This is a genomic window from Micromonospora sp. DT31 (assembly GCF_049841795.1).
Taxonomy (GTDB): domain Bacteria; phylum Actinomycetota; class Actinomycetes; order Mycobacteriales; family Micromonosporaceae; genus Micromonospora.
The window spans coordinates 1,010-20,532 of sequence record NZ_JBNCKZ010000034.1 but is presented as its reverse complement, the minus strand read 5'-3'; the positions used below and the strand labels follow the sequence as shown (position 1 = coordinate 20,532).

Below are 19,523 nucleotides of genomic sequence, written 5' to 3'. Positions count from 1 at the left end.
TCACCACGGCATGCGCCGGGGGGCCGCCGGGGGCGTCGCGCCGGGCGGCCCCTCGTTTACTCCGATCAGCGCGGCAGCGGCGCCCGCGGGTCGCGCAGCTCGGCGAACCCGCCGTCGCGGGCGCGGGCCGCGGCGAACAACCCGGCGACACACGCGGCGTTGGTGATCTCACCGGCCAGCACCATCCGCACCGCCTCGTCGAGGTCGACGCGCACCACCTGCATGTCGGCCTCCTCGTCGCGGCGGTCGTGCCGCTGCCCGGCGGGCACCTCGGCGAGATCGCGGGCCAGGAACACCCGGATCACCTCGTCGGAGAAGCCCGGCGACGTGTGCATGTCGACGAGCACGTCGATGCGGCCGGCGGTGAGGTCGGCCTCCTCGGCCAGCTCCCGCGCCGCCGCGGTCGCCAGGTCCTCGCCGCCGACGTCCATCAGCCCGGCGGGCAGCTCCCACAGGTGCCGGCCCACCGGGTGCCGGTACTGGCGGACCAGCACCACCTGACCGGCGTCGTCGAGCGCCACCACGGCCACCGCGCCGACGTGCCGCACGTAGTCCCGGGCCGCGCTGCCGCCGCCGGGCATGGTGACGTCGTCGCTGACCACGGAGAAGATCCGACCGGACCAGACCTCCCGGCGCGCGGTCACCTCGTACCGGTGCGCGACCCCGCTCACCTGCGGGACGCCTTCGCCGCGCCCCGGGCCGGCTTGCTCTCCGCGCCGTCCAGGTCCACCGGCAGCCGGTCGGCCTCCGAGTACGCCACCGCGGCGCCGACGAACGCGGCGAACAGCGGATGCGGGCGGGTGGGGCGGCTCTTCAGCTCCGGGTGCGCCTGGGTGGCCACGAAGAACGGGTGCATGTCGCGGTCCAGCTCGACGAACTCGACCAGCCGCCCGTCCGGGGAGGTGCCGGAGATGGTCAACCCGGCCTTGGTGAGCTGGTCACGGTAGGCGTTGTTCACCTCGTACCGGTGCCGGTGCCGTTCGCTGACCTCCGTGCTGCCGTACGCCTCGGCGACGATCGACCCCTCGGCCAGCTTCGCCGGGTACGCCCCGAGCCGCATCGTGCCACCCAGGTCACCCCGACCGGCCACGATGTCCTCCTGGTCGGCCATGGTGGCGATGACCGGGTGTACCGCCTCCTCGTCGAACTCCAGCGAGTTCGCCCCGTCCAGGTCGGCCAGGTGCCGGGCCACCTCGATGGTCATGCACTGCAGGCCGAGGCAGAGGCCGAGCAGCGGGATGCCGTTCTCCCGCGCGTACCGGGCGGTGCCGACCTTGCCCTCGATGCCGCGTACCCCGAAGCCGCCGGGGATGACGATGCCGTCCACTCCGGCCAGGGCGGCGGCCGCGCCGGCCGGGGTCACGCAGTCGTCGCTCGGCACCCACTTCAGCTGCACCCGGGCGCGGTGCCCGAAACCGGCCGCCCGGATCGCCTCGCTCACCGACAGGTACGCGTCGGGCAGGTCGACGTACTTGCCCACGAGCGCGACGGTGACCGTGTGCCGGGGCTGGTGCACCCGCTCCAGCAGGTCGTCCCAGCGGGCCCAGGCGACGTCGCGGAACGACAGGCCGAGCCGGCGCACCACGTACGCGTCGAGGCCCTCGCGGTGCAGCACCTTCGGGATGTCGTAGATGCTCGGCGCGTCCGGGGCGGCGGTGACGGCCTCCCGGTCGACGTCGCAGTACAGCGCCAGCTTCTCCTTGACCTTGTCCGGGATCTCCCGGTCGCAGCGCAGCACCAGCGCGTCGGGCTGGATGCCGATGCTGCGCAGCTGCGCCACCGAGTGCTGGGTCGGCTTGGTCTTCAGCTCACCCGAGGGCGCCAGGTAGGGCACCAGTGACACGTGCAGGTAGAAGCAGTTGTCCCGGCCCAGGTCGTGCCGGATCTGCCGGATCGACTCCAGGAACGGCAGCGACTCGATGTCGCCGACCGTGCCGCCGACCTCGGTGATCACCACGTCCGGCACCTGGCCGTCGGCGTCCGGGTCGGCCATGCCGCGGATCCGGGCCTTGATCTCGTTGGTGATGTGCGGGATCACCTGAACGGTGTCGCCGAGGTATTCCCCGCGACGCTCCTTGGCGATCACCGCCGAGTAGATCTGGCCGGTGGTGACGTTCGCCTTCCCGGACAGGTCCCGGTCGAGGAACCGCTCGTAGTGCCCGACGTCGAGGTCGGTCTCGGCCCCGTCCTCGGTGACGAAGACCTCGCCGTGCTGGAACGGGTTCATCGTGCCGGGGTCGACGTTCAGGTACGGGTCGAGCTTCTGCATCACCACCCGCAGCCCGCGTGCGGTCAGCAGATTGCCGAGGCTGGAGGCGGTGAGGCCCTTACCCAGCGAGGAGGCGACGCCCCCGGTGACGAAAATGTGCCTGGTCGTCCGTGCTGTTGGGGCCAAGGCCTGCTCCCGTGTCGTCCGTAGCGGTCGTGCGAACCGCCGTGCCGATCAACCAAATGATCACGCGATCCACGGGATTCCACGGTAACACCACCCCGACCGTGAGCTGGCGTCGCACCCTGGACCGGCCCCCGGTTGCCCGGGCGGGGTCACCGCGACTCGGGCCCGGCCACGTCGCCGACCCGGTGTGCCGGGGCCGGTTGTGCGGGAATCCGGGCGCCGGTCGGCACGCCCGCATCGGGCTGCTCCCCCGCCGTCGTGCCCGCCTCCCCGGCGGGTGCCTCGTCCGGTTTCCCGCCGCCGGCGGGCCCATCGGTCGCGGCGGGCCCATCGGTCGCGGCGGAACCGCCGTCCGTCGGCGGGGCGACCCCACCGCCGCCCGGGGCGTCGGGTGGAGCCGCGCCGATCTCGTCGCCGGGACGCCCGGTGTCCGGCCGGGTGCGGTCGGTGGAGTGGTCGAGCACCCGCAGCGCGGCCAGCGCCGCCATGGGCACCACCAGCGCACCGGCCGCGCCGGCCACGTCCAACGCGGCGCCGCCGAGCACACCACCCAGGCCGGCGGCCACCCCGGTGCCCGCCATCGCGGCCCGGATCGCCGGGTAGATGCCGAACAGCCGCATCAGCCCGCCCCAGGGCTGGAGCAGCGCGAGCCAGACCAGTGCCGCCCCGGCCAGGGCCAGCACGGTCAACGGACTGTTCACCAACGTCTGGACGTTGGCGGTGCTGGAGCGGTGGACGGTGAGCCCACCGGTGCCGTCGCCCACGGCGGCGAGGAACCGGCCCAGGCTGCCCCGCTCCACCGCCGGCCGGCCCAGGTCGACCAGGGCGAAACCGACGGTGACCGCCAGCCCGGCCATGGTGGCCCAGGCCAGCCGGCTCACGGTCAGCCAGCCGCCGGTGCAGATCGCCGCCGCGACGCTGACCCCGGCGGTCAACGCGATCGCGCCGATCGAATCGGCACCCAGGTACGGGCTGCCCACCACCACCACGGCGGCGCCACCCACGGCGACCATGGCCATCGGACGCCAGCCGCGCCGCACCCGCTGGGCGAGCCAACCACCGCACAGCAGCGACCCGGCGATGAACACACCCAGCCCGACGGTGCCCAGCCCGGCGTACCGGCCACCTTCCAGGGCCGAGTAACCGACCACGCCGTTGAGTTGCAGCCGGGAGCCGGTGAGCACGTCCACGCCCACCACCAGGGCGGCCAGTCCCGCGACCGCGCCGAGCGGCCCGAGCGTGCGGTGGTGCCCGGGGGCGAACCGGACCAGGGCCGTGCCGCCGACGATGAGCAGGGCGGTCACCGAGGCGTACCACCAGCCGGCGTTCTCGCCGCGCCACCAGGGAACCGCGTCGGCGAGCAGCGCCGCGGGCAGGGCCAGCGCGGCGGCGATCAGCAGCAGCTCCACCACCGCCACGACGCGCCGGGACACCGGTTCGGGCCCGTGCGGGCCGGCGTGCCGGCGGGCCCGGCGCAGCAGCGGCAGCACCGCCACCGCGAGGACCAGTTGGGCGGCGGCGAGCAGGGTGAAGAACCAGCCGGCGACGTGGCGTTGGGCGGTGGCCTCCCGATCGGCGTCGGCCGCCGCCTCGATCGCGGCCCGCAGGTCCGGCGGCCGTTCGTCGACGCTCACCGCGGGCCGTCCCAGGAAGGCCCGGTCCGGCATCGGCCGGCCGAGCACGTCCAGCACGGTCGGGGCCAGGTCGACAAGTTGCAGGTAGCCGGCCCGGGCGGTGCTCGGCGAGGTGAGCCAGCCGCCCTCCCAGCCGGGGCCGTCGGCGACCGCGACGTGCAGCCGGGCCGGGTACTCGGTGTCGGACACCCCGGCGACGAGCACCAGCGAGCGGGGCGGCCGGCCGGCGAGCACCCGGGCCAGCCGGGCGTCGGCCTGTCGTGCCTGGTCCGCCCGCGCCGTCGGGTCGTCGTCGTCGACCGTGCCCACGTCGACGATGCTCAGCACGCAGGAGCCGAGCAGCTCCGTCGGGTCGTCGGGGAGCGTCGGGGCGTACCTGTCGACCCGGCCGAACGGGCGGGCGGCAGCCACCGCGGCGCCCGGGCCCACCGCCACCGAGCAGCGCACCGACTCGGCCAACGCCCCGGGTTTGGCGCCCCAGGCGAGTTTGGCCTGGCCGGCCACCACGCTGGCCTGCTCGGGCAGGTTGGCGCCGATCCGGTCGGGCCGTTCGACAGTTACGCCGCTGGCCGGGCAGCCGCCACCCGGGCGGCTGCCCGGCCAGGCGGCGAAGTTCCCGGCGCCGAGGGTCAGCCAGCCGTCCACGGGGCAGGTGGGGCGGTGGGCGGAACGCACCGACAGCGATCCGATCGCACCCTGCTGGGCCATCCGCCACAGGGTCGGCGTGTTCTCCGGGTCGACGTCGTCCCAGCGCAGCCCCGCCGCGCCGACCAGCACCACATAGTCGGCGTCCCGTCGGGGCGCGTCGTTGTCGGGGCGGGCGGCCAGCGCGGTGATGCCCAGCGCCACCACGACCAGGGTGAGCAGCACCGGGGTCAGTCGGCGCAGCATCAGCGGTTCCCGCTGGCGTGCCGGGCGGTCAGCTCGGCGTAGAGGTCGACGAGGGCGGCCACGGTGTCCGCCTCGGTGGGCCAGGTAGCCGCCCGGTCCGCACCCCGGCGGCCCAGCTCGGCGCGGCGGGTCGGATCGTCGAGCAACTCGCGTACCGCCGCGTCGACCGCGTCGGTGTCCCCGGCCGGCACCAGCACCGCCGCGTCGCCGACCAGGTCGGGCAGCCCGCCGACCGCGGTGGCGACGAGCGGCACGCCGGCGCGCAGCGCCTCCTGGGCGAACAGTTGCCGGGCCTCCCAGTCGCTGGTGACCACGGCCAGGTCGGCGGCGGCCAGCAGGTCCGCCACGTCGGCGCGGTGCCCGAGCAGCGTCACCGGGGCGCGGGCGGTCGAGATCCGCGCGGCCAGCTGCAGGTACGCGGGTCCGCTGCCGGCGATCACCACGAGTGGGGCGGGTGTCCGGTCCCGCCACCGGGCGGCCGCGTCGATCAGCACGTCGTACCGCTTCTGCGGGTGCAGCCGGCCCACCGAGAGGATCAACGGACGGTCGGCGGCGACCCCGAACTCGGCTCGCACGGCGGCGCGGCGGCGGCGCGGCGCGGGCAGGGCCGGCGCGGCGACCGGCGCCAGCCGGGCCTCGGCGGCACCGACCGCGGCAGCCCGTCGTACCAGGTCCTCGGACGCGCCCAGGGCGACCCGGGCGGCGCGGGCGACGACCCGTTCGACAAGGCGGGAGAGCCCGCCGCGCAGGCCGCCGGCGAGCACCGCGTTGTGCCAGGTGACCACCAGCGGGGCGGCGGGACGGGCGAGCGCGGCGACCAGGCCGGCGCGCAGACCGTGGGCGTGCACCACGTCGACCGGCGCGTCCGTCAGCGCCCGACGCAGCGCGGTGACGGCGCGCGCGTCGCCGGGGGTGGGGCTGGCCGGGATCTCCACCGGCGTGAACCGGGCACCGGCCCCGGTGAAGTCGAACTGGTCCTGGGTGGCGGCCGGTCCGCAGACGAGCACGGACGCGCCGGCCTCGGTGAGCCCGCGGGAGATCGAGCGGACGTGTTGTCCCACCCCGCCGGTGCTGGAGGCGAGCACCAGGGCGACCGACCCGGGCCAGCGCGGTGCCGGCGAGGCGTCCGTCATGAGGAAACGTTCTCCTTTCCGTCGCCCCGCTGCCCGGGGTGCTTCGGCGCCGGCGGGCCGTCGTCCCCGCAGGCCGGGCGTCGCCGACGCAGCCGGCGCGTCACGGCCGCGAGCGGCGACCGCAGGTCGCGGGCGTCGGTCAGCCAGGCGACGGCGAGGAACAGGACGCCGACCACGACCCCGGACAGCATGCCCTGCCCGAGGGCCTGCGGTGTCGTCGGGGGGGCGTCGCCGAGCCCGGCGAGTCCCCGGGCGGTGGCCGCGCCGCCGGTCGCGGCGAGCGTGGCCGCGAGCAGCCCGGCGGCGGTGGCCCGGCCCAGCCCGGCGAGCGCCGGCGGCCCGGCGGCGCGCCGCACGGCGGCGAGCAGCAGCGCGCCGAGCAGAAGCATCCCGGCGGAGGTGGCGAGCGTCACCGCGAGCACCCGGTCGGCGAGCGGCAACACCTGACCGAACAGGACCGCGAGCGCGGGCACGCTCAACCAGCCCAGCGCGGTGGCGACACTGGCCGCCCGGGTCTCGCCGCGCGCGTAGAGCGCCCGGGTGAGCACCGCGAAGAGGCCGTAGCCGAGCAGGCCGGGGGCGAAGCCGGCGATCCCCGCCGCGGCGGTGCGGGCGTCCACCGGGTCGGCGAAGAAGAAGTGCCCGGCCGGGACCGCGACGCCGGCCAGCGCGGCGGCGCCGAGCAGGCTGAACAGCACCACCCCGCGCACCGCCGGGGCGAGGGTTTCCCGGTAGGCGCGCTCGTCGGCGGCGGCACGGGCCGACACCAGCGTCGGGTACGCGGCCACCGCCAGCGGCACCGCCAACACCGCCCAGGGCAGGAAGTAGACCGTCTGGGCCAGGTTGTAGACCCCGACGTCGGCGACCCGCCCGTAGGTGACCTGGTTGAGTGTGACGATCAGGGCGATCTGCTGGGCGGCGACGGCGACCACCCCGGCCACGGCCAGCCCGCCGATCCGGGCCCGCGCGTCGGGCGGGAAGTGGTAGCCCGGTCGGGGCCGCAGCCGCAACCGGCGCAGCGGGATCAGCAGCGACAGGGACAGCACCACCACGCCGAGCGTGGTGCCACCGGCGAGCAGCAGCTCACCGCCGCGCCCCACGTCGCCGATGGTGGCGAGCCGTCCCTCGGCGGCGGTGAAGCCGAGGTAGACCGCGATGACGGTGACGCTTGACAGCAGCGGCGCGAGCACCGGCCAGGCGAACCGGCGGTGCGCCTGGAGCACCCCGGTCAGCACGATCCCCACCCCGTACAGCGGCAACTGCGGGGCGAACAGCCGCAGCATCCGCGCGCCGGAGGCCTGCTGGGCCGGGCTGAGGCCGTGGCCGAGCAGGCCGGTCAGCGGGTCGGCGAGCAGCGCCACCAGCACCGCCAGCGGCACCAGCAGACTCAGCGTCCAGGTCAGCAGCGCGCCGGTGGTGGTGGCCACCGCCCGCCGGTCACCGGCCTGCACGGCGCCGGCCAGCAGCGGTACGACGAGACTGGCCAACGCCCCGCCAGCGACGATTTCGAAGATGAAGTTCGGGACGTAGTTGGCGACCAGGTAGGCACCGCCGAGGTCGGTGGGGGCCAGGGTCCAGGTGAACACGGCGGTGCGACCGAAGCCGACCAGCCGGCTGACCACGGTGAGCACGGCGATGAGGGCGGCCGCCCCGGCGACCCGGCCGGCGGCGGCGAGAGGTGCCGGTGTCGTCACGTCAGTCGGTCAGTCGGCCCAGTTCGTCGAGGTGCCGCAGCCCCGGGGTGTCCGCGATGACCCGGGTGAAGCTGACCTTCTCGCTGGCGGCGGTCAGCGCGGCGACCACGGCCAGCACGCCGGCCCGGCCGACCGGCCCGGTACGCGCGGCGATGCTCACCCCGAGCAGCGCGCCCAGGGCGTTGGCGCCGCTGTCGCCGACCATCACCCGCTCGGCGAGGTCGTCACCGATCAGCCCGGTCGCCGCACCTACCGCGCCCGCCGCGACACCCCCGTACGGGCCGGTGGACAGCGGCACGCCGAGCAGCATGCCGGTCTTCAACGCCCGCCCCGGGCGCAGGTCCAGCAGGTTGACCAGGTTGGCGGTGCCGGCCACCACGCCCGCGCCGAGCAGCACGTCCAGTCCCCGGCCGAAGGCGCCGGCGCGTTGCCGACGCGGGTGGGCGGCGACCCGCGCGTCGGCGGTGAGCAGCGCGGCGGCACCGAGCCCGGCCACGCCGACCCCGAGGACCTTGACCAGCCCGGCGGTCACCTGTCCTTCGCGCAGCGCGGCGAGGTGCCCGGCGAAGCCCTTGGCGGCCTTCTGCTCGGGCCGCGCGCCGGCCACGTCGTCGTAGAGCCCCACCGTGCCCGCGCCCAGGCCGGCGACAAGCGCCGCCGCCGCGGCCGGGCCGCTGCCGGCGGCGAGCGCCCCTGCGGTTGCCGCGCCCACGGTCAGGGCCGGGCCGGCGGCGAGGGTGACGGTGCGGCCGCGGTAGTTGGTGCGTTCCAACGCCGGCCCGCCCGGCGAGGTGCGCGTCTGACGCAGCACGTAGCGGGCGGTAAGCGCACCCGCTCCCACGGCCAGCAGTCGACCCAGTCTCACGGGACCCCCTCCGATCCGGACTAGTGGCGTGACGCGGCACGGACCGGACGGCCCGGCGCGGTCACCGGGGCAGTGTAGGCACCCGGGCGGCGGCGTTGTCGCCCACGCCGTACTGGCCGGTCTTCTTCTCGGTGAGCTGCTGCGCCAGGGCGAGGCTGGTGACGAGCTGGCCCTGCACGGTGTTGGCGTTGTCGACGGTGGAGATGGTCTGGGACAGCACCGGGTCGCCGCGGACCACGGCGACCAGGTTCCCGCCGGTCGAGCCCATGCCGGCGACCAGGAGCGCGCCGGCCCGGTCGAACTGTTCGGCGATCATCACCACCGCCTCGTCCTTCTTCGCCGAGTCCTTGTCCACGTACGGCTGGCCGGTGACCAGCACCACCGCCTCGGCGGGGCCGGAGATCTTGTCGGCGGGGGTGAGGTAGCCGGCGTTCGCGTACTGCTCGATCACGCTGCGCCGGTCGGCGTCGCTGACCGCCGGGCTGCCCGTCGGGCGGTCCACCAGGACGTTCGCCAGCAGTGCGCTCGAGGTCTCCACGCCGTGGCCGTTGCCGGGCAGGTCGGCGGCGGGGGCGCTGTTCGGGCGGGCGGCGGTCACCGCCAGCTCCAGCAGGTTGTTGTTGCTGTCCGGGTTGACGAACTTGTCCTGCACGTCGATCCGGCCGACGACGTCGGCGCCGGCGGTCTGGAGCATCTTCGTGACGCCCTCGGCCTGGTCCCGCCCGCTGGGCAGGGTGAACACCAGCACCCGGCGGCCGCTGAGCTTGCCCGGCAGGATGAGCTGGGCCATCTCGGCGGCGAACTCCTCCTCGGTCTCCAGCTGCTTCTGCATGTCGTTGACCGACTGGCGCATCAGCGAGTTGTCCTTGCGCAGGCCCTCGACGTTCTGCCGTAGCGCGTCGGCGACCGGCCCGTTGAGGGCGGCGGTGCCCACCACCAGGCCGATCGCCAACGCCAGGAAGACCGCGGTCAGGGACACCACGTGGTAACGGAAGTTGATCACGCCTACTGCCTCTTGATCGTCGGGGGCTAGAAGAGCTGGCCGAGCTGGAACACGAAATTGTCCCACCATTCGGAGACCACGCCCAGGTACGCCTTCCCGACGGTGGAGACCGCCACCGCGGAGGCCATCGCGGCCACCGCCGACAGGACCAGCAGCAGCAGCGACGAACCGGAGATGCTCTGCCGGTAGAGCCGGCTGACCCCCTTGGCGTCGACCAGCTTGCCCCCGACCTTCAACCGGGTCAGGAACGTCGAGGCCATGCCGCCTCGGCCCTTGTCGAGGAACTCCACCAGGGTGGCGTGGGTGCCCACGGCGACCAGCAGCGAGGCACCCTTCTCGTCGGCCAGCAGCATCGCCAGGTCCTCGCTGGTGGCCGCCGCCGGGAACGTGATCGCCGGCACGCCCAGACCGTTGACCCGGGCCAGGCCGGGCGCCCGCCCGTCCGGGTAGGCGTGCACGATCACCTCGGCGCCGCACCGCAGCACGTCGTCGGTGACCGAGTCCATGTCCCCGATGATCATGTCGGGGGTGTAGCCGGCCTCGACCAGCGCGTCCGCGCCGCCGTCCACGCCGATCAGCACCGGCTTGAACTCCCGGATGTACGGGCGCAGCACGTCCAGGTCGGCCTTGTAGTCGTAGCCGCGCACCACGATCAGGCAGTGCCGGCCCCGGATCTCGGTCTCGATCTCCGGCACGCCCACACCGTCGAGCAGCAGGTCGCGTTCCTGCCGCAGGTAGTCCATGGTGTTGGCGGCGAACGCCTCCAACTGCACCGACAGGCCCTCCCGGGCGTCGGCCATCGCCTTGGCCACCGTCTCGGCGTCCTGCAGGCACCCGTGCGCCACCGGCTCCGCGCCGACGAAGACGGTGTTGCCCTCGATGCGGACCTGGCCGCCCTCGCGGACCTGTTCGAAGACGCTCTCGCCCAGGTCGTCCAGCAGCGGAATGCCGGCGGCGACCAGCACCTCCGGCCCGAGGTTGGGGTACCGCCCGGAAACCGACGGCTTGGCGTTGAGCACCGCGGCGACGCCCACCGCGACGAGCGAGTCCGCCGCCACCCGGTCCAGGTCGACGTGGTCGATGACCGCGATGTCACCCGGCCGCAGCCGACCGACCAGCCGCTTCGTCCGGCGGTCGAGGCGCGCGGTGCCGACGATGGAACCCGGTTCCGCGGTGCGGTTCCGGCGCAGTATGGGTAGACGCATCGTGACCATCCTGGCATGTAGGGCAGGTTTTGCTGTCGCGACATGCCTGAGCAGGGCCGCCTACCCAGGGAAGCACACCGGGGCGCGGCCCGGTGTGCGTGCGCTCACAATCGGAGCCTCACGGACGTCTTTCCTTGGCCGCCACGGCCAGGAGTTCCTCGGCGTGTGCGATACCCAGATCCGAATCCGGCAAACCAGCGAGCATCCGGGCGAGCTCCCGGGCCCGCTCGGTGTCCTCCACCACCCGCACCCCACTGGTGGTGACCGCTCCCCCGGTGTCCTTCGCCACCACCAGATGACGGTCGGCGAACGCGGCGACCTGCGGCAGGTGGGTGACCACAAGCACCTGGTGGCTGCGGGCCAGCCGGGCCAGCCGGCGACCGATCTCCACCGCGGCCTGACCGCCGACCCCGGCGTCGACCTCGTCGAACACGAGCGTCGGCGGGCCGCCGGAGCCGGCGAACACCACCTCGATGGCGAGCATCACCCGGGACAACTCGCCGCCGGATGCGCCCTTCTGCAACGGCAGCGCCGGCGCCCCCGGGTGCGCGAGCAGCCGCAACTCCACCTCGTCGGCACCGTCCGCGCCGACACCCGCCTCGACGCCGTTGACCGGCAGGCTCGGCTCCGCCCGCCCGGCCGGCCGGGACAGCACCGCCACCTCGATGCGGGCGTGTGGCATGGCCAGCCCGGCCAGCTCGACGGTGACCTGTTCGGCGAACCGCCCCGCCGCCTCCCGCCGGGAGGTGGAGACCCGGCCGGCGAGGTCGGCGACCTCACCGGCCAGCCGGACCGCCTCGCGGTCCAGCTCGTCCAGCAACTCGTCGGAGGTGTCCAGGTCGGACAGTCGGGCCCGGGCCCGCTCGGCCCAGGCGACCACCCCGTCGACGTCGTCGGCGTACTTGCGGGTGAGCGCCCGCAGCGCGGCCCGCCGCTCGTAGAGCGTCTGCAGGCGGGCCGGATCGGCGTCCAGCGCGGCCAGGTAACTGGACAACTCGGCGGACACATCGGTGACGAGCGTCGCCGCCTCCTCCAGCCGGGCCGCCAGCTCACCCAGCGCCGGATCGGTGCCGGCCTGCGCCTCCAGGGTGCGTCGTGCCGTGCCGAGCAACGCGGCCGCGTCCGGGGTCTCCTCGGCCGCCTCCAGCCCGCCGGCCACACACTGCTGGGCCACCTGCGCGGCGGTGCGCAGCCCCTCGGCGTGTTCCAGCCGCTGCGCCTCCGCCTTCAGGTCGTCGTCCTCCCCCGGTTGCGGATCCACCCGGGTGATCTCGTCGAGACCCAGCCGCAGCAGGTCGGCCTCCTGGCTGCGCTCACGTGCGTTGCGCCGCCGGTCGGCCAGGTCGTCGACCACCGTGCGCCACCGGGCGTACGTCTCCCGCAGCGCGTCGAGCAGCTTCTCGTGCTCCGGGCCGGCGAACCGGTCCAGCGCGGCCCGCTGCTCGGCCGGGCGCAACAGGCGCAGCTGGTCGGACTGGCCGTGCACGGCCACCACCTGCTCGCCCACCTCGCCGAGGGTGGACACCGGCATGCTGCGTCCGCCCAGATGCGCCCGGGAACGCCCCTCGATCGTGACCGTGCGGCTGAGCAGCAGCGAGCCGTCCTCGTCGGGTTCGCCGCCGGCGTCGAGGATGCGGGCGTGCACCGCCTCGGCGACCCGCCCTCGTAGGCGCAGGCGCCCCTCCACCACCGCGCGGCCCGGCTGCGCGCGCACCCGGCCGGCGTCCGCCCGGCCGCCGAAGAGCAGGCCCAGGCCGGTCACCACCATCGTCTTGCCGGCGCCGGTCTCGCCGGTGATGACGTTCATCCCCACCGCCAGTGGCAGCGTGGTGTCCTCGATGACGCCCAGTCCGGTGATGCGCAGCTCTTCCAGCACAGCACCCGACAGTAGCCCCGCCGTGTGACAGTTGACCAGCCGGCACGGCGTCCGGGTGGGACCCGGCACGTCCCGCGGCGACGCGCGGGCACGGCGCGAGCAGCGACGCGGCAGGCGCGACGCCGCGGCCGAGAAAGTCCGCCGACGCTGCGCCGGTCGGCCCGCGACCGCGCCGGGCAGGCCGATGTGGACCCCACTCGCACGCCCCGGATGCGGGTGGCCGGAGCGCCGGAGAGCGCGTCGCCCAGCTCGTGCGCCGCCGCTTCCTCCGGCGGCGGCCCGACGAACTGTCGGCCCGACCGGGGTCGACACCCGACCGGGCCCGGCGTGCCGGTCCGCCCGCCGCGGCCGACGGCGACTCTCCGGTGCCCCGACCATCGCGACCCCGACCACCCCCTGGCCGGAAACCGCGACCGCCGGGCCGCGCATCCGGAAGCGGCGGGCCTCACCGCCGCGACCGGACTCACCTCGTCGCGGCCCGTACGCCCCACCGTAACCCGAGCGCGGGTCGCCCCGATGGCCCGCGTGGACGGTTTCCCTGAGCCGAAGGTCAGCGGCGGTTGCCGCGCCAGCCCTGCACCGGCAGGTCGAACTTGGCCACCAGCCGATCGGTGAACGGCCGCGCGCGAAGTCGCACGATGCGCACCGGCAACGCGCCGCGGCGCACCGTGACCCGGGCGCCCGGGGGCAGGTCGTAGACCCGCCGCCCATCGCAGCACAGCACCGCGAGCGTGGTGAACGGGTCGACGGTGATGACGAACGTCGACGTCGGCGCGGTGACGAGCGGGCGGCTGAACAGCGCGTGCGCGCTGATCGGCACCAGCAGCAGCGCCTCCACCTCCGGCCAGACCACCGGGCCCCCGCCGGAGAACGCGTACGCCGTGGAACCGGTCGGGGTCGCGCAGATCACGCCGTCGCAGCCGTACCGGGACAGCGGCCGCCCGTCCACGTCGACCATCAGCTCCAGCATCTGGGCGCGTTCGCCCTTCTCCACGCTGATCTCGTTGAGCGCCCACGACTCGATGGTCGGCCCGCCGTCGAACTCGGCGGTCACGTCCACGGTCAGCCGTTCGTCCACGGTGTAGTTGCGTTCGACCACGTCGCGTACCGCGGTGTCCAGGTCGTCGATCTCCGCCTCGGCCAGGAAGCCGACCTTGCCGAGGTTGATGCCGAGCAGCGGCACCTTCGCCGGGCGGGCCAGCTCGGCGGCGCGCAGGAACGTGCCGTCCCCGCCCAACGCGAAGACGATCTCCGCACCCTCGGCGGTCCCCGGGCCGGTCACCGGCACCACACCGGGCAGGTCCAGGTCGTCGGCCTCCTCGGCCACCACCCGTACCTCGAACCCGGCGGCGATCAGGTCGGCGGCCACCGCACGGGCGTGCTCGGTGCTGCGTCGACGGCCGGTGTGCGTGACCAGCAGCGCGGTACGGCTCACCCGGAGACCTCCTCGCTCGATTCCGCCGTCGCGGCGGCGCCCTGCGGACCAGCGGCCACCACCGCACGCACCCGGTCCGGGTCCGCGGCGGGCGCGTCCCGGCGCAACCATACGAAGAACTCGACGTTGCCGCTCGGCCCGGGCAGCGGGCGGGCCGCCCCGTCGGCCAGCCCGAGACCGAGGTGCGCGGCGGACGCGGCGACGTCGAGCACCGCCTCCGCCCGCAGCGCCGGGTCGCGCACCACACCGCCCGCGCCGACCCGGTCCTTGCCGACCTCGAACTGCGGCTTGACCATCAACGCCAGGTCACCGTCGTCGGCGGTGCAGGCGGCCAGCGCGGGCAGCACCAGCCGCAGCGAGATGAACGACAGGTCCGCGACGGTCAGCTCCACCGGCCCGCCGATCGCCTCCGGCGTGAGGGTACGCACGTTGGTGCGCTCGAACACCCGGACCCGGTCGTCGTTGCGCAGCGCCCAGGCGAGCTGCCCGTAGCCCACGTCGACGGCCACCACCTCGGCGGCGCCGGCGCGCAGCAGCACGTCGGTGAACCCGCCGGTGGACGCCCCCGCGTCCAGGCAGCGCCGACCGGCCACGGTCAGTCCGCCGGGGGTGAACACGGCCAACGCGCCGGCCAGCTTGTGCCCGCCCCGGGAGACGTACTCCTCGACCGGGTCCGCGCCGGTGACCAGCAGCGGGTCGGCGGGGTCGACCATCGCCGCGGCCTTGCGGGCGGGCACCCCGCGCAACTGGACGCGGCCGGCCTCCACAAGCGCGGCGGCCTGCTCCCGGGAGCGGGCCAGGCCGCGCCGGACGAGTTCGGCGTCCAGCCGGGTACGACGAGCCATCGGTGTCCGTTCTCCGCCTCTGCTCAGGTCTGGTCGATGCTGGCGAGCGTCTCGCGCAGCGTCTCGTACGCCGCCTCGTACTGGGCGATCTGGTCGGCGGGGGCGAGCGCCTCGGCGTTGGCCATCGCGCGCACGGCGGCGTCCACCGCGGGATGTCGGGTCTCGCCGACCTCCTCGACCGCCGGCGCGGGGCGTATCCCGGGCGGCGGACCGGGGCGCGCACCGGGCGGCGGGCCGGGCCGGTAAGGGGCCGTCACGAGTCGGTCGCCCGGGGTCCGGCGTTCTTCTTCCCCGAGCGGGCGGGGTCGGTCTCATCGGCCGGGGTACGCGCCACGGTGGCGGGCGGCTTCGTGGCGACCGCCTTCTTGGCGGTCTTCTTCGCCACCGCCTTCTTCGCGGCCTTCTTCGCGACGGCCTTGGACGGCGCGCCCGCCGTGGGCGATGCTTCGGCCGGCGCGGCGGCCGGCGGCGGCGCGGAGGTCGACGGCGCGGGCTTCGGCGGCGCGGCTGAGGTGTGCGGCGTGTCCGTCGGCTGCGGCGCGTCCGGTTCGAACCGGGTGTCGGTCGCCTCGGTGGCGGTGCGCGCCTCGCGCAGTTGCCGCTCCAGGTCACGCACCCGGCGGGTCAGCTCGGCGACCTCGTCGGCGGTGGCCAGCCCGACCGCGCCCAACGCCCGGTCCACCTCGAAGCGGACCAGTTTGGTCAACGACTCCCGGTTCGCCACGCCGGTGGCCACCAGTTCCTCGGCGAGCATCTGGATCTGGGCGGCGGTCGCGCCGCCCTGACCGACGACGCGCATCACCGCGTCCTGTGCCTTCTTCCGGGGCGCCTCCGTCAGGCCCATGGCCAGCTCCAGGTAGGCGCGCCACGCGTCCTGCATGCCTGAGTCCTTCCGCGGGGCGAGATGTGCAGGTGCCACGCTACCGGGCGCCGGGGGCCTCCCATTGCGGTACGGTGCCGGGGAATGGCGTGACTCGTGGTGAGGAGACGATGTGGCCACCGTGGACGAGTGCCGGCAGGCGTTGCACGACCTGGCCGCGCGGCTGGACCGCAACGCCGAGGCGCAGGGGCAGATCGACCTGGACCGCACCCTGGCCTGCCGGGTCACCGACCTGGGCACCGCCTTCCACGGGCGGCTGGCGGGCGGGCGGCTGGTCGACCTGGCCGACGGCGACGACCCGAAGGCCAAGATCGCACTGAGTGCGGGCAGCGACGACCTGATCGCCCTGGTGAACGGCAACCTCGACGTCATGTCGGCGGTGGCCTCCCGCCGAGTGTCGATCAAGGCGAACCCGTTCGACCTGATGAAGCTCCGCAAGCTGCTCTGAGCGGCCCCGCCGCTCAGCCGTCGAGGCCGAACCCGGCCAGCGCCTGCGCCGCCGCCTCGGACCCTGCCCGCACCCGCGGCCCGGCCGGCGTCGACCAGGCCACCGCGCAGAGCGCGGCCAGCGCCGCCAACGGTGGCCCGGCGCCGTCGAGCACGAGTTCCCCGCCAGCCGCCGTCACCGACCAGCCGTCGGCCTCCGGCCGGCCCGGCACCGCCACCACGGCCGCCGGGTCGAACAGCCCCGCCAGGTCGAACGAGACGTACGCCGGGCGACGCGCCTCGGGCGCGACCAGCAGCTCGGCGGCGTCGCTGACGCCGGTGAGCACCAGCAGGCTGTCCAGCCCTGCCCGACGGGCACCTTCGATGTCGGTGTCCAGTCGGTCACCGACCACCAGGGCACGCCCGGCACCGGCACGGCGGGCGGCGGTGGTGAACAACGCCGGCTCCGGCTTGCCCACCACCACGTCCGGGTCCCGGTCGAGCGCGGTTCGCAGCACCGCCACCAGCGAACCGTTGCCGGGCAACGGGCCGCGTGGGCTGGGCAACGTCCGGTCGGTGTTGGTGGCATACCAGGGGGCGCCCGCCCGTACCGCCAGCGACGCCTCGGCCAGGTCGGACCAGCCCACCTGCGGGCCGTAACCCTGGGCCACGGCGGCGGGCTCCTCGTCGGCCGTCGACACCGGCCGCAGTCCCACCGCGCGCAGCTCGGCCCGTAGCGCCTCCGCGCCGACCACCAGCACCGGCGCGCCGGCCGGCAGCCGGTCCCGCAGCAGCTCGGCGGTGGCCGCCGCGGAGGTGAGCACCTCCTCCGGCCGGGCCGGCACACCCATGCCGGTGAGCAGGTCGGCCACCTCGCTGGAGCGGCGGGACGCGTTGTTCGTCGCGTACGCCACCGCACGCCCTTGGGCGTGCAGCCGCCCGACCGCCTCGACGGCGCCGGGGACCGGCCGGTCGATCAGGTAGATCACGCCGTCCAGGTCGAACACCACGAGCGTGTACGCGTCGACCAGACGCCCGCCGGCCCCGGCGCGGTCGGGTGTTCCCCGATCCGCGCCGGAAGCGGCGTCACCGGCGGATCCGGTCACCGGCGCTCCGCCGCCTCGTCCCCGCCGGCCGGCGTGTCGCCGGTCGTCTCCCGGTCCCCGGACCGCTCCTGCGGGGCGTCCGCGGCCCGCGTGTCGGTTTCGGCGGTGGGAGCGTCGGCGGCTTCGGTGGCCGGGGCGTCGGCGGCGAGTGAACCCGCCTGCGCGTCGGTCAGCTCGTCGTCGGCGAGGTCGCCGGCGTCGCGGTCACGGTATCCGTCCTGCGGCGCGGCAGCGGCGGTGTCGGCGGCGTCCGCATCGACGTCGGCGTCCTCCGTCAGCGCAGCGTCGTCGTCGGTGTCATCGCCGTCGTCGTCGGTGTCATCGTCGTCGTCATCGTCGTCATCGTCGTCGTCGTCGTCGTCATCGTCGTCGTCATCGGCGTCGTCATCGGCGTCATCGTCATCGTCGGCGTCATCGTCGTCATCGGCGTCGTCGTCGTCGTCGTCATCGTCATCGTCATCGTCGGCGTCATCGTCGTCATCGTCGTCGTCGTCGTCATCATCCTCGGCGTCATCGGCGTCATCGGCGTCATCGGCGTCACCGGCGTCATCGGCGTCATCGGCGTCATCGGCGTCATCGGCGTCATCGTCGTCTTCGTCGCCGGTGTCGGCGGTGTCGGCGTCGATGTCCTCGTCGGCTGGTCGGTCGGCGAGCTCGGCGTCGGCGTCCGACTCGTCATCCTCGTCGCCCTCGATGACCACGCCGTCCAGTTCGAGCAGCCGTTCGGCAGCGTCGGTCTCCCCCTCGGAGTCGACATCGGCGGTCCGGGAGAACCACTCCCGTGCCTCCTCGCGCCGGTCCACCGCCAGCAGGGCGTCCGCGTACGCGTAACGCAGTCTCGCCGCCCACGGCTCGGTCGAGTCGCCGGTCAGCTCGGGCACCTGCAACATCGCCACGGCCGCGTCCTTCTGGCCGAGGTCACCGCGCGCGCCGGCGGCCACGATCAGCAGCTCGACGGCAACGGCCTGGTCGAGCTTCGGCCGGTCCGCCCCCCGGAACAGGTCGACGGCACGCTCCGGTCGACCCAGCGCCCGCTCGCAGTCGGCGAGGACCGCAAGGTGGCTCTGCTGGCCGGACATCCGGTGGTACGTCCGCAGCTCGGCCAGCGCCGTCTGCCACTCCCCCGCGTGGTACGCGGCCAGGCCGACGGCCTCCCGCACCGCGGAGATCCGCGAGGCGAGCCGACGGGCGGCCATGGCATGCGCCAGTGCCAGCTCCGGGTCGTCGTCGATCAGCAGCCCAGTAGCGACCAGGTGCCGGGCCACGGTCTCCGCGACCGGCTTGGCGAGGGAGAGCAGCTCCGCCCGGACGGCCGAGTCGAGATCACTCGCGACCACCTCGTCCGGAAGCTCCGGCGCATCGCCGGTGCGCCCTTCGCCGCGCTCGTCCCGGCGCTCACGCTGCGGACCGTAGTTGCCCGGCCGGTCCTCGTAACCCCGGCGTTCGCCGCCCCGGTCACCCCGGAAACCGCCGTCCGTTCCACGGTCGTCGCGACGAGGGCCACGGTCCCGGTCGCCGCCGCGGAAGCCACCCTCACGGCGCTCGCCACCGGCGAAGCTCTCGCGGCGGTTTCCACCGGCGTACCCACCTTGGCGGTCGCCACCACGGAAGCCACCCTGGCGGTCGCCGCTGTCCCGACGGTCGCCACCACGGAAGCCGCCCTCGCGGTCGCCACCGCGGAAACCACCCGGACGGTCACCGCCCTCACGACGGTCGCCACCACGGAAACCACCTTGGCGGTCGCCGCTGTCCCGACGGTCACCACCGCGGAAACCACCCGGACGCTCGCCGCCCTCACGACGGTCGCCACCGCGGAAACCGCCCGGACGGTCACCGCCCTCACGACGGTCACCGCCACGGAAACCACCTTGGCGGTCGCCGCTGTCCCGACGGTCGCCACCACGGAAGCCGCCCTCGCGGTCACCACCGCGGAAACCACCCGGACGGTCACCGCCCTCACGACGGTCGCCACCACGGAAACCACCACCCTGACGGTCACCACCACGGAAACCACCCGGACGGTCACCGCCCTCACGACGGTCACCACCGCGGAAACCACCCGGACGGTCACCGCCCTCACGACGGTCACCGCCACGGAAACCACCTTGGCGGTCGCCGCTGTCCCGACGGTCGCC

General features: G+C 74.8%; 16 protein-coding genes and 1 pseudogene. 2 read left to right on the top strand and 15 right to left on the bottom strand.

Annotation, left to right across the window (positions count from 1 at the left end; translation table 11 throughout):
* Positions 1 to 65: 65 nt before the first annotated feature.
* The 13 genes from ACLQ2X_RS27810 to ACLQ2X_RS27750 all read right to left on the bottom strand — a co-directional run bounded on the left by ACLQ2X_RS27810 (position 66) and on the right by ACLQ2X_RS27750 (position 15,856).
* Positions 66 to 671, bottom strand: a complete 606-nt coding sequence (locus ACLQ2X_RS27810) for an NUDIX domain-containing protein (RefSeq protein ID WP_425684042.1) — start codon at positions 669 to 671, stop codon at positions 66 to 68.
* Positions 668 to 2,395, bottom strand: coding sequence for a CTP synthase (locus tag ACLQ2X_RS27805; RefSeq protein ID WP_425684041.1), 1,728 nt, complete (start codon positions 2,393 to 2,395; stop codon positions 668 to 670). Before ACLQ2X_RS27805 ends, ACLQ2X_RS27810 begins: the two co-directional genes overlap by 4 nt.
* 149 nt (positions 2,396 to 2,544) lie before the next feature.
* Positions 2,545 to 4,920 carry a hypothetical protein gene (locus ACLQ2X_RS27800; protein ID WP_425684040.1) on the bottom strand — a complete coding sequence of 792 codons (2,376 nt, stop codon included), beginning with the start codon at positions 4,918 to 4,920 and terminating at the stop codon, positions 2,545 to 2,547.
* Complete coding sequence (locus ACLQ2X_RS27795) at positions 4,920 to 6,053, bottom strand: glycosyltransferase family 4 protein (RefSeq protein ID WP_425684039.1); 1,134 nt, start codon at positions 6,051 to 6,053, stop codon at positions 4,920 to 4,922. The genes ACLQ2X_RS27800 and ACLQ2X_RS27795 overlap by 1 nt, the downstream gene beginning before the upstream one ends.
* Positions 6,050 to 7,747 carry a murein biosynthesis integral membrane protein MurJ gene (gene murJ, locus ACLQ2X_RS27790; protein WP_425684038.1) on the bottom strand — a complete coding sequence of 566 codons (1,698 nt, stop codon included), beginning with the start codon at positions 7,745 to 7,747 and terminating at the stop codon, positions 6,050 to 6,052. Before murJ ends, ACLQ2X_RS27795 begins: the two co-directional genes overlap by 4 nt.
* A gap of 1 nt (position 7,748) precedes the next feature.
* On the bottom strand, positions 7,749 to 8,612 hold the full coding sequence (locus ACLQ2X_RS27785; RefSeq protein ID WP_425684037.1) for a hypothetical protein: 864 nt from the start codon (positions 8,610 to 8,612) through the stop codon (positions 7,749 to 7,751).
* Between the two features lie 61 nt (positions 8,613 to 8,673).
* Positions 8,674 to 9,615, bottom strand: a complete 942-nt coding sequence (locus ACLQ2X_RS27780; RefSeq protein ID WP_425684036.1) for a copper transporter — start codon at positions 9,613 to 9,615, stop codon at positions 8,674 to 8,676.
* A 26-nt stretch (positions 9,616 to 9,641) separates the two neighbouring features.
* The gene (steA, locus tag ACLQ2X_RS27775; protein WP_425684035.1) at positions 9,642 to 10,820 is read right to left on the bottom strand and encodes a putative cytokinetic ring protein SteA; all 1,179 of its coding nucleotides are present in this window, start codon (positions 10,818 to 10,820) and stop codon (positions 9,642 to 9,644) included.
* A gap of 118 nt (positions 10,821 to 10,938) precedes the next feature.
* The gene (gene recN / locus ACLQ2X_RS27770) at positions 10,939 to 12,696 is read right to left on the bottom strand and encodes a DNA repair protein RecN (RefSeq protein ID WP_425684034.1); all 1,758 of its coding nucleotides are present in this window, start codon (positions 12,694 to 12,696) and stop codon (positions 10,939 to 10,941) included.
* 550 nt (positions 12,697 to 13,246) lie between these two features.
* Positions 13,247 to 14,131, bottom strand: a complete 885-nt coding sequence (locus tag ACLQ2X_RS27765; RefSeq protein ID WP_425684033.1) for an NAD kinase — start codon at positions 14,129 to 14,131, stop codon at positions 13,247 to 13,249.
* Positions 14,128 to 14,976, bottom strand: a complete 849-nt coding sequence (locus ACLQ2X_RS27760) for a TlyA family RNA methyltransferase (RefSeq protein WP_425684032.1) — start codon at positions 14,974 to 14,976, stop codon at positions 14,128 to 14,130. The genes ACLQ2X_RS27765 and ACLQ2X_RS27760 overlap by 4 nt, the downstream gene beginning before the upstream one ends.
* Before the next feature lie 23 nt (positions 14,977 to 14,999).
* The gene (locus ACLQ2X_RS27755; RefSeq protein WP_425684031.1) at positions 15,000 to 15,233 is read right to left on the bottom strand and encodes a hypothetical protein; all 234 of its coding nucleotides are present in this window, start codon (positions 15,231 to 15,233) and stop codon (positions 15,000 to 15,002) included.
* Complete coding sequence (locus ACLQ2X_RS27750) at positions 15,230 to 15,856, bottom strand: phasin family protein (RefSeq protein WP_425684030.1); 627 nt, start codon at positions 15,854 to 15,856, stop codon at positions 15,230 to 15,232. Before ACLQ2X_RS27750 ends, ACLQ2X_RS27755 begins: the two co-directional genes overlap by 4 nt.
* 112 nt (positions 15,857 to 15,968) lie before the next feature.
* Here ACLQ2X_RS27750 and ACLQ2X_RS27745 point away from each other — a divergent pair, with 112 nt between their 5' ends.
* Entirely contained in the window at positions 15,969 to 16,304 is a 336-nt protein-coding gene (locus tag ACLQ2X_RS27745; protein WP_425684029.1) for an SCP2 sterol-binding domain-containing protein, read from the top strand.
* Positions 16,305 to 16,317: 13 nt separating this feature from the next.
* Here the strand turns inward: ACLQ2X_RS27745 and ACLQ2X_RS27740 are convergent, their stop codons facing one another.
* Both ACLQ2X_RS27740 and ACLQ2X_RS27735 read right to left on the bottom strand, forming a co-directional pair.
* The gene (locus ACLQ2X_RS27740) at positions 16,318 to 17,313 is read right to left on the bottom strand and encodes an HAD-IIA family hydrolase (protein WP_425684043.1); all 996 of its coding nucleotides are present in this window, start codon (positions 17,311 to 17,313) and stop codon (positions 16,318 to 16,320) included.
* Positions 17,314 to 18,058: 745 nt separating this feature from the next.
* Positions 18,059 to 18,653, bottom strand: a pseudogene (locus tag ACLQ2X_RS27735) (Replicase polyprotein 1ab); the annotation flags it as partial.
* Here ACLQ2X_RS27735 and ACLQ2X_RS27730 point away from each other — a divergent pair.
* A partial coding sequence (locus ACLQ2X_RS27730) for a hypothetical protein (protein WP_425684044.1) occupies positions 18,588 to 19,523 on the top strand: 936 nt, incomplete at its 3' end. The pseudogene ACLQ2X_RS27735 and the gene ACLQ2X_RS27730 sit on opposite strands and share 66 nt — an antisense overlap.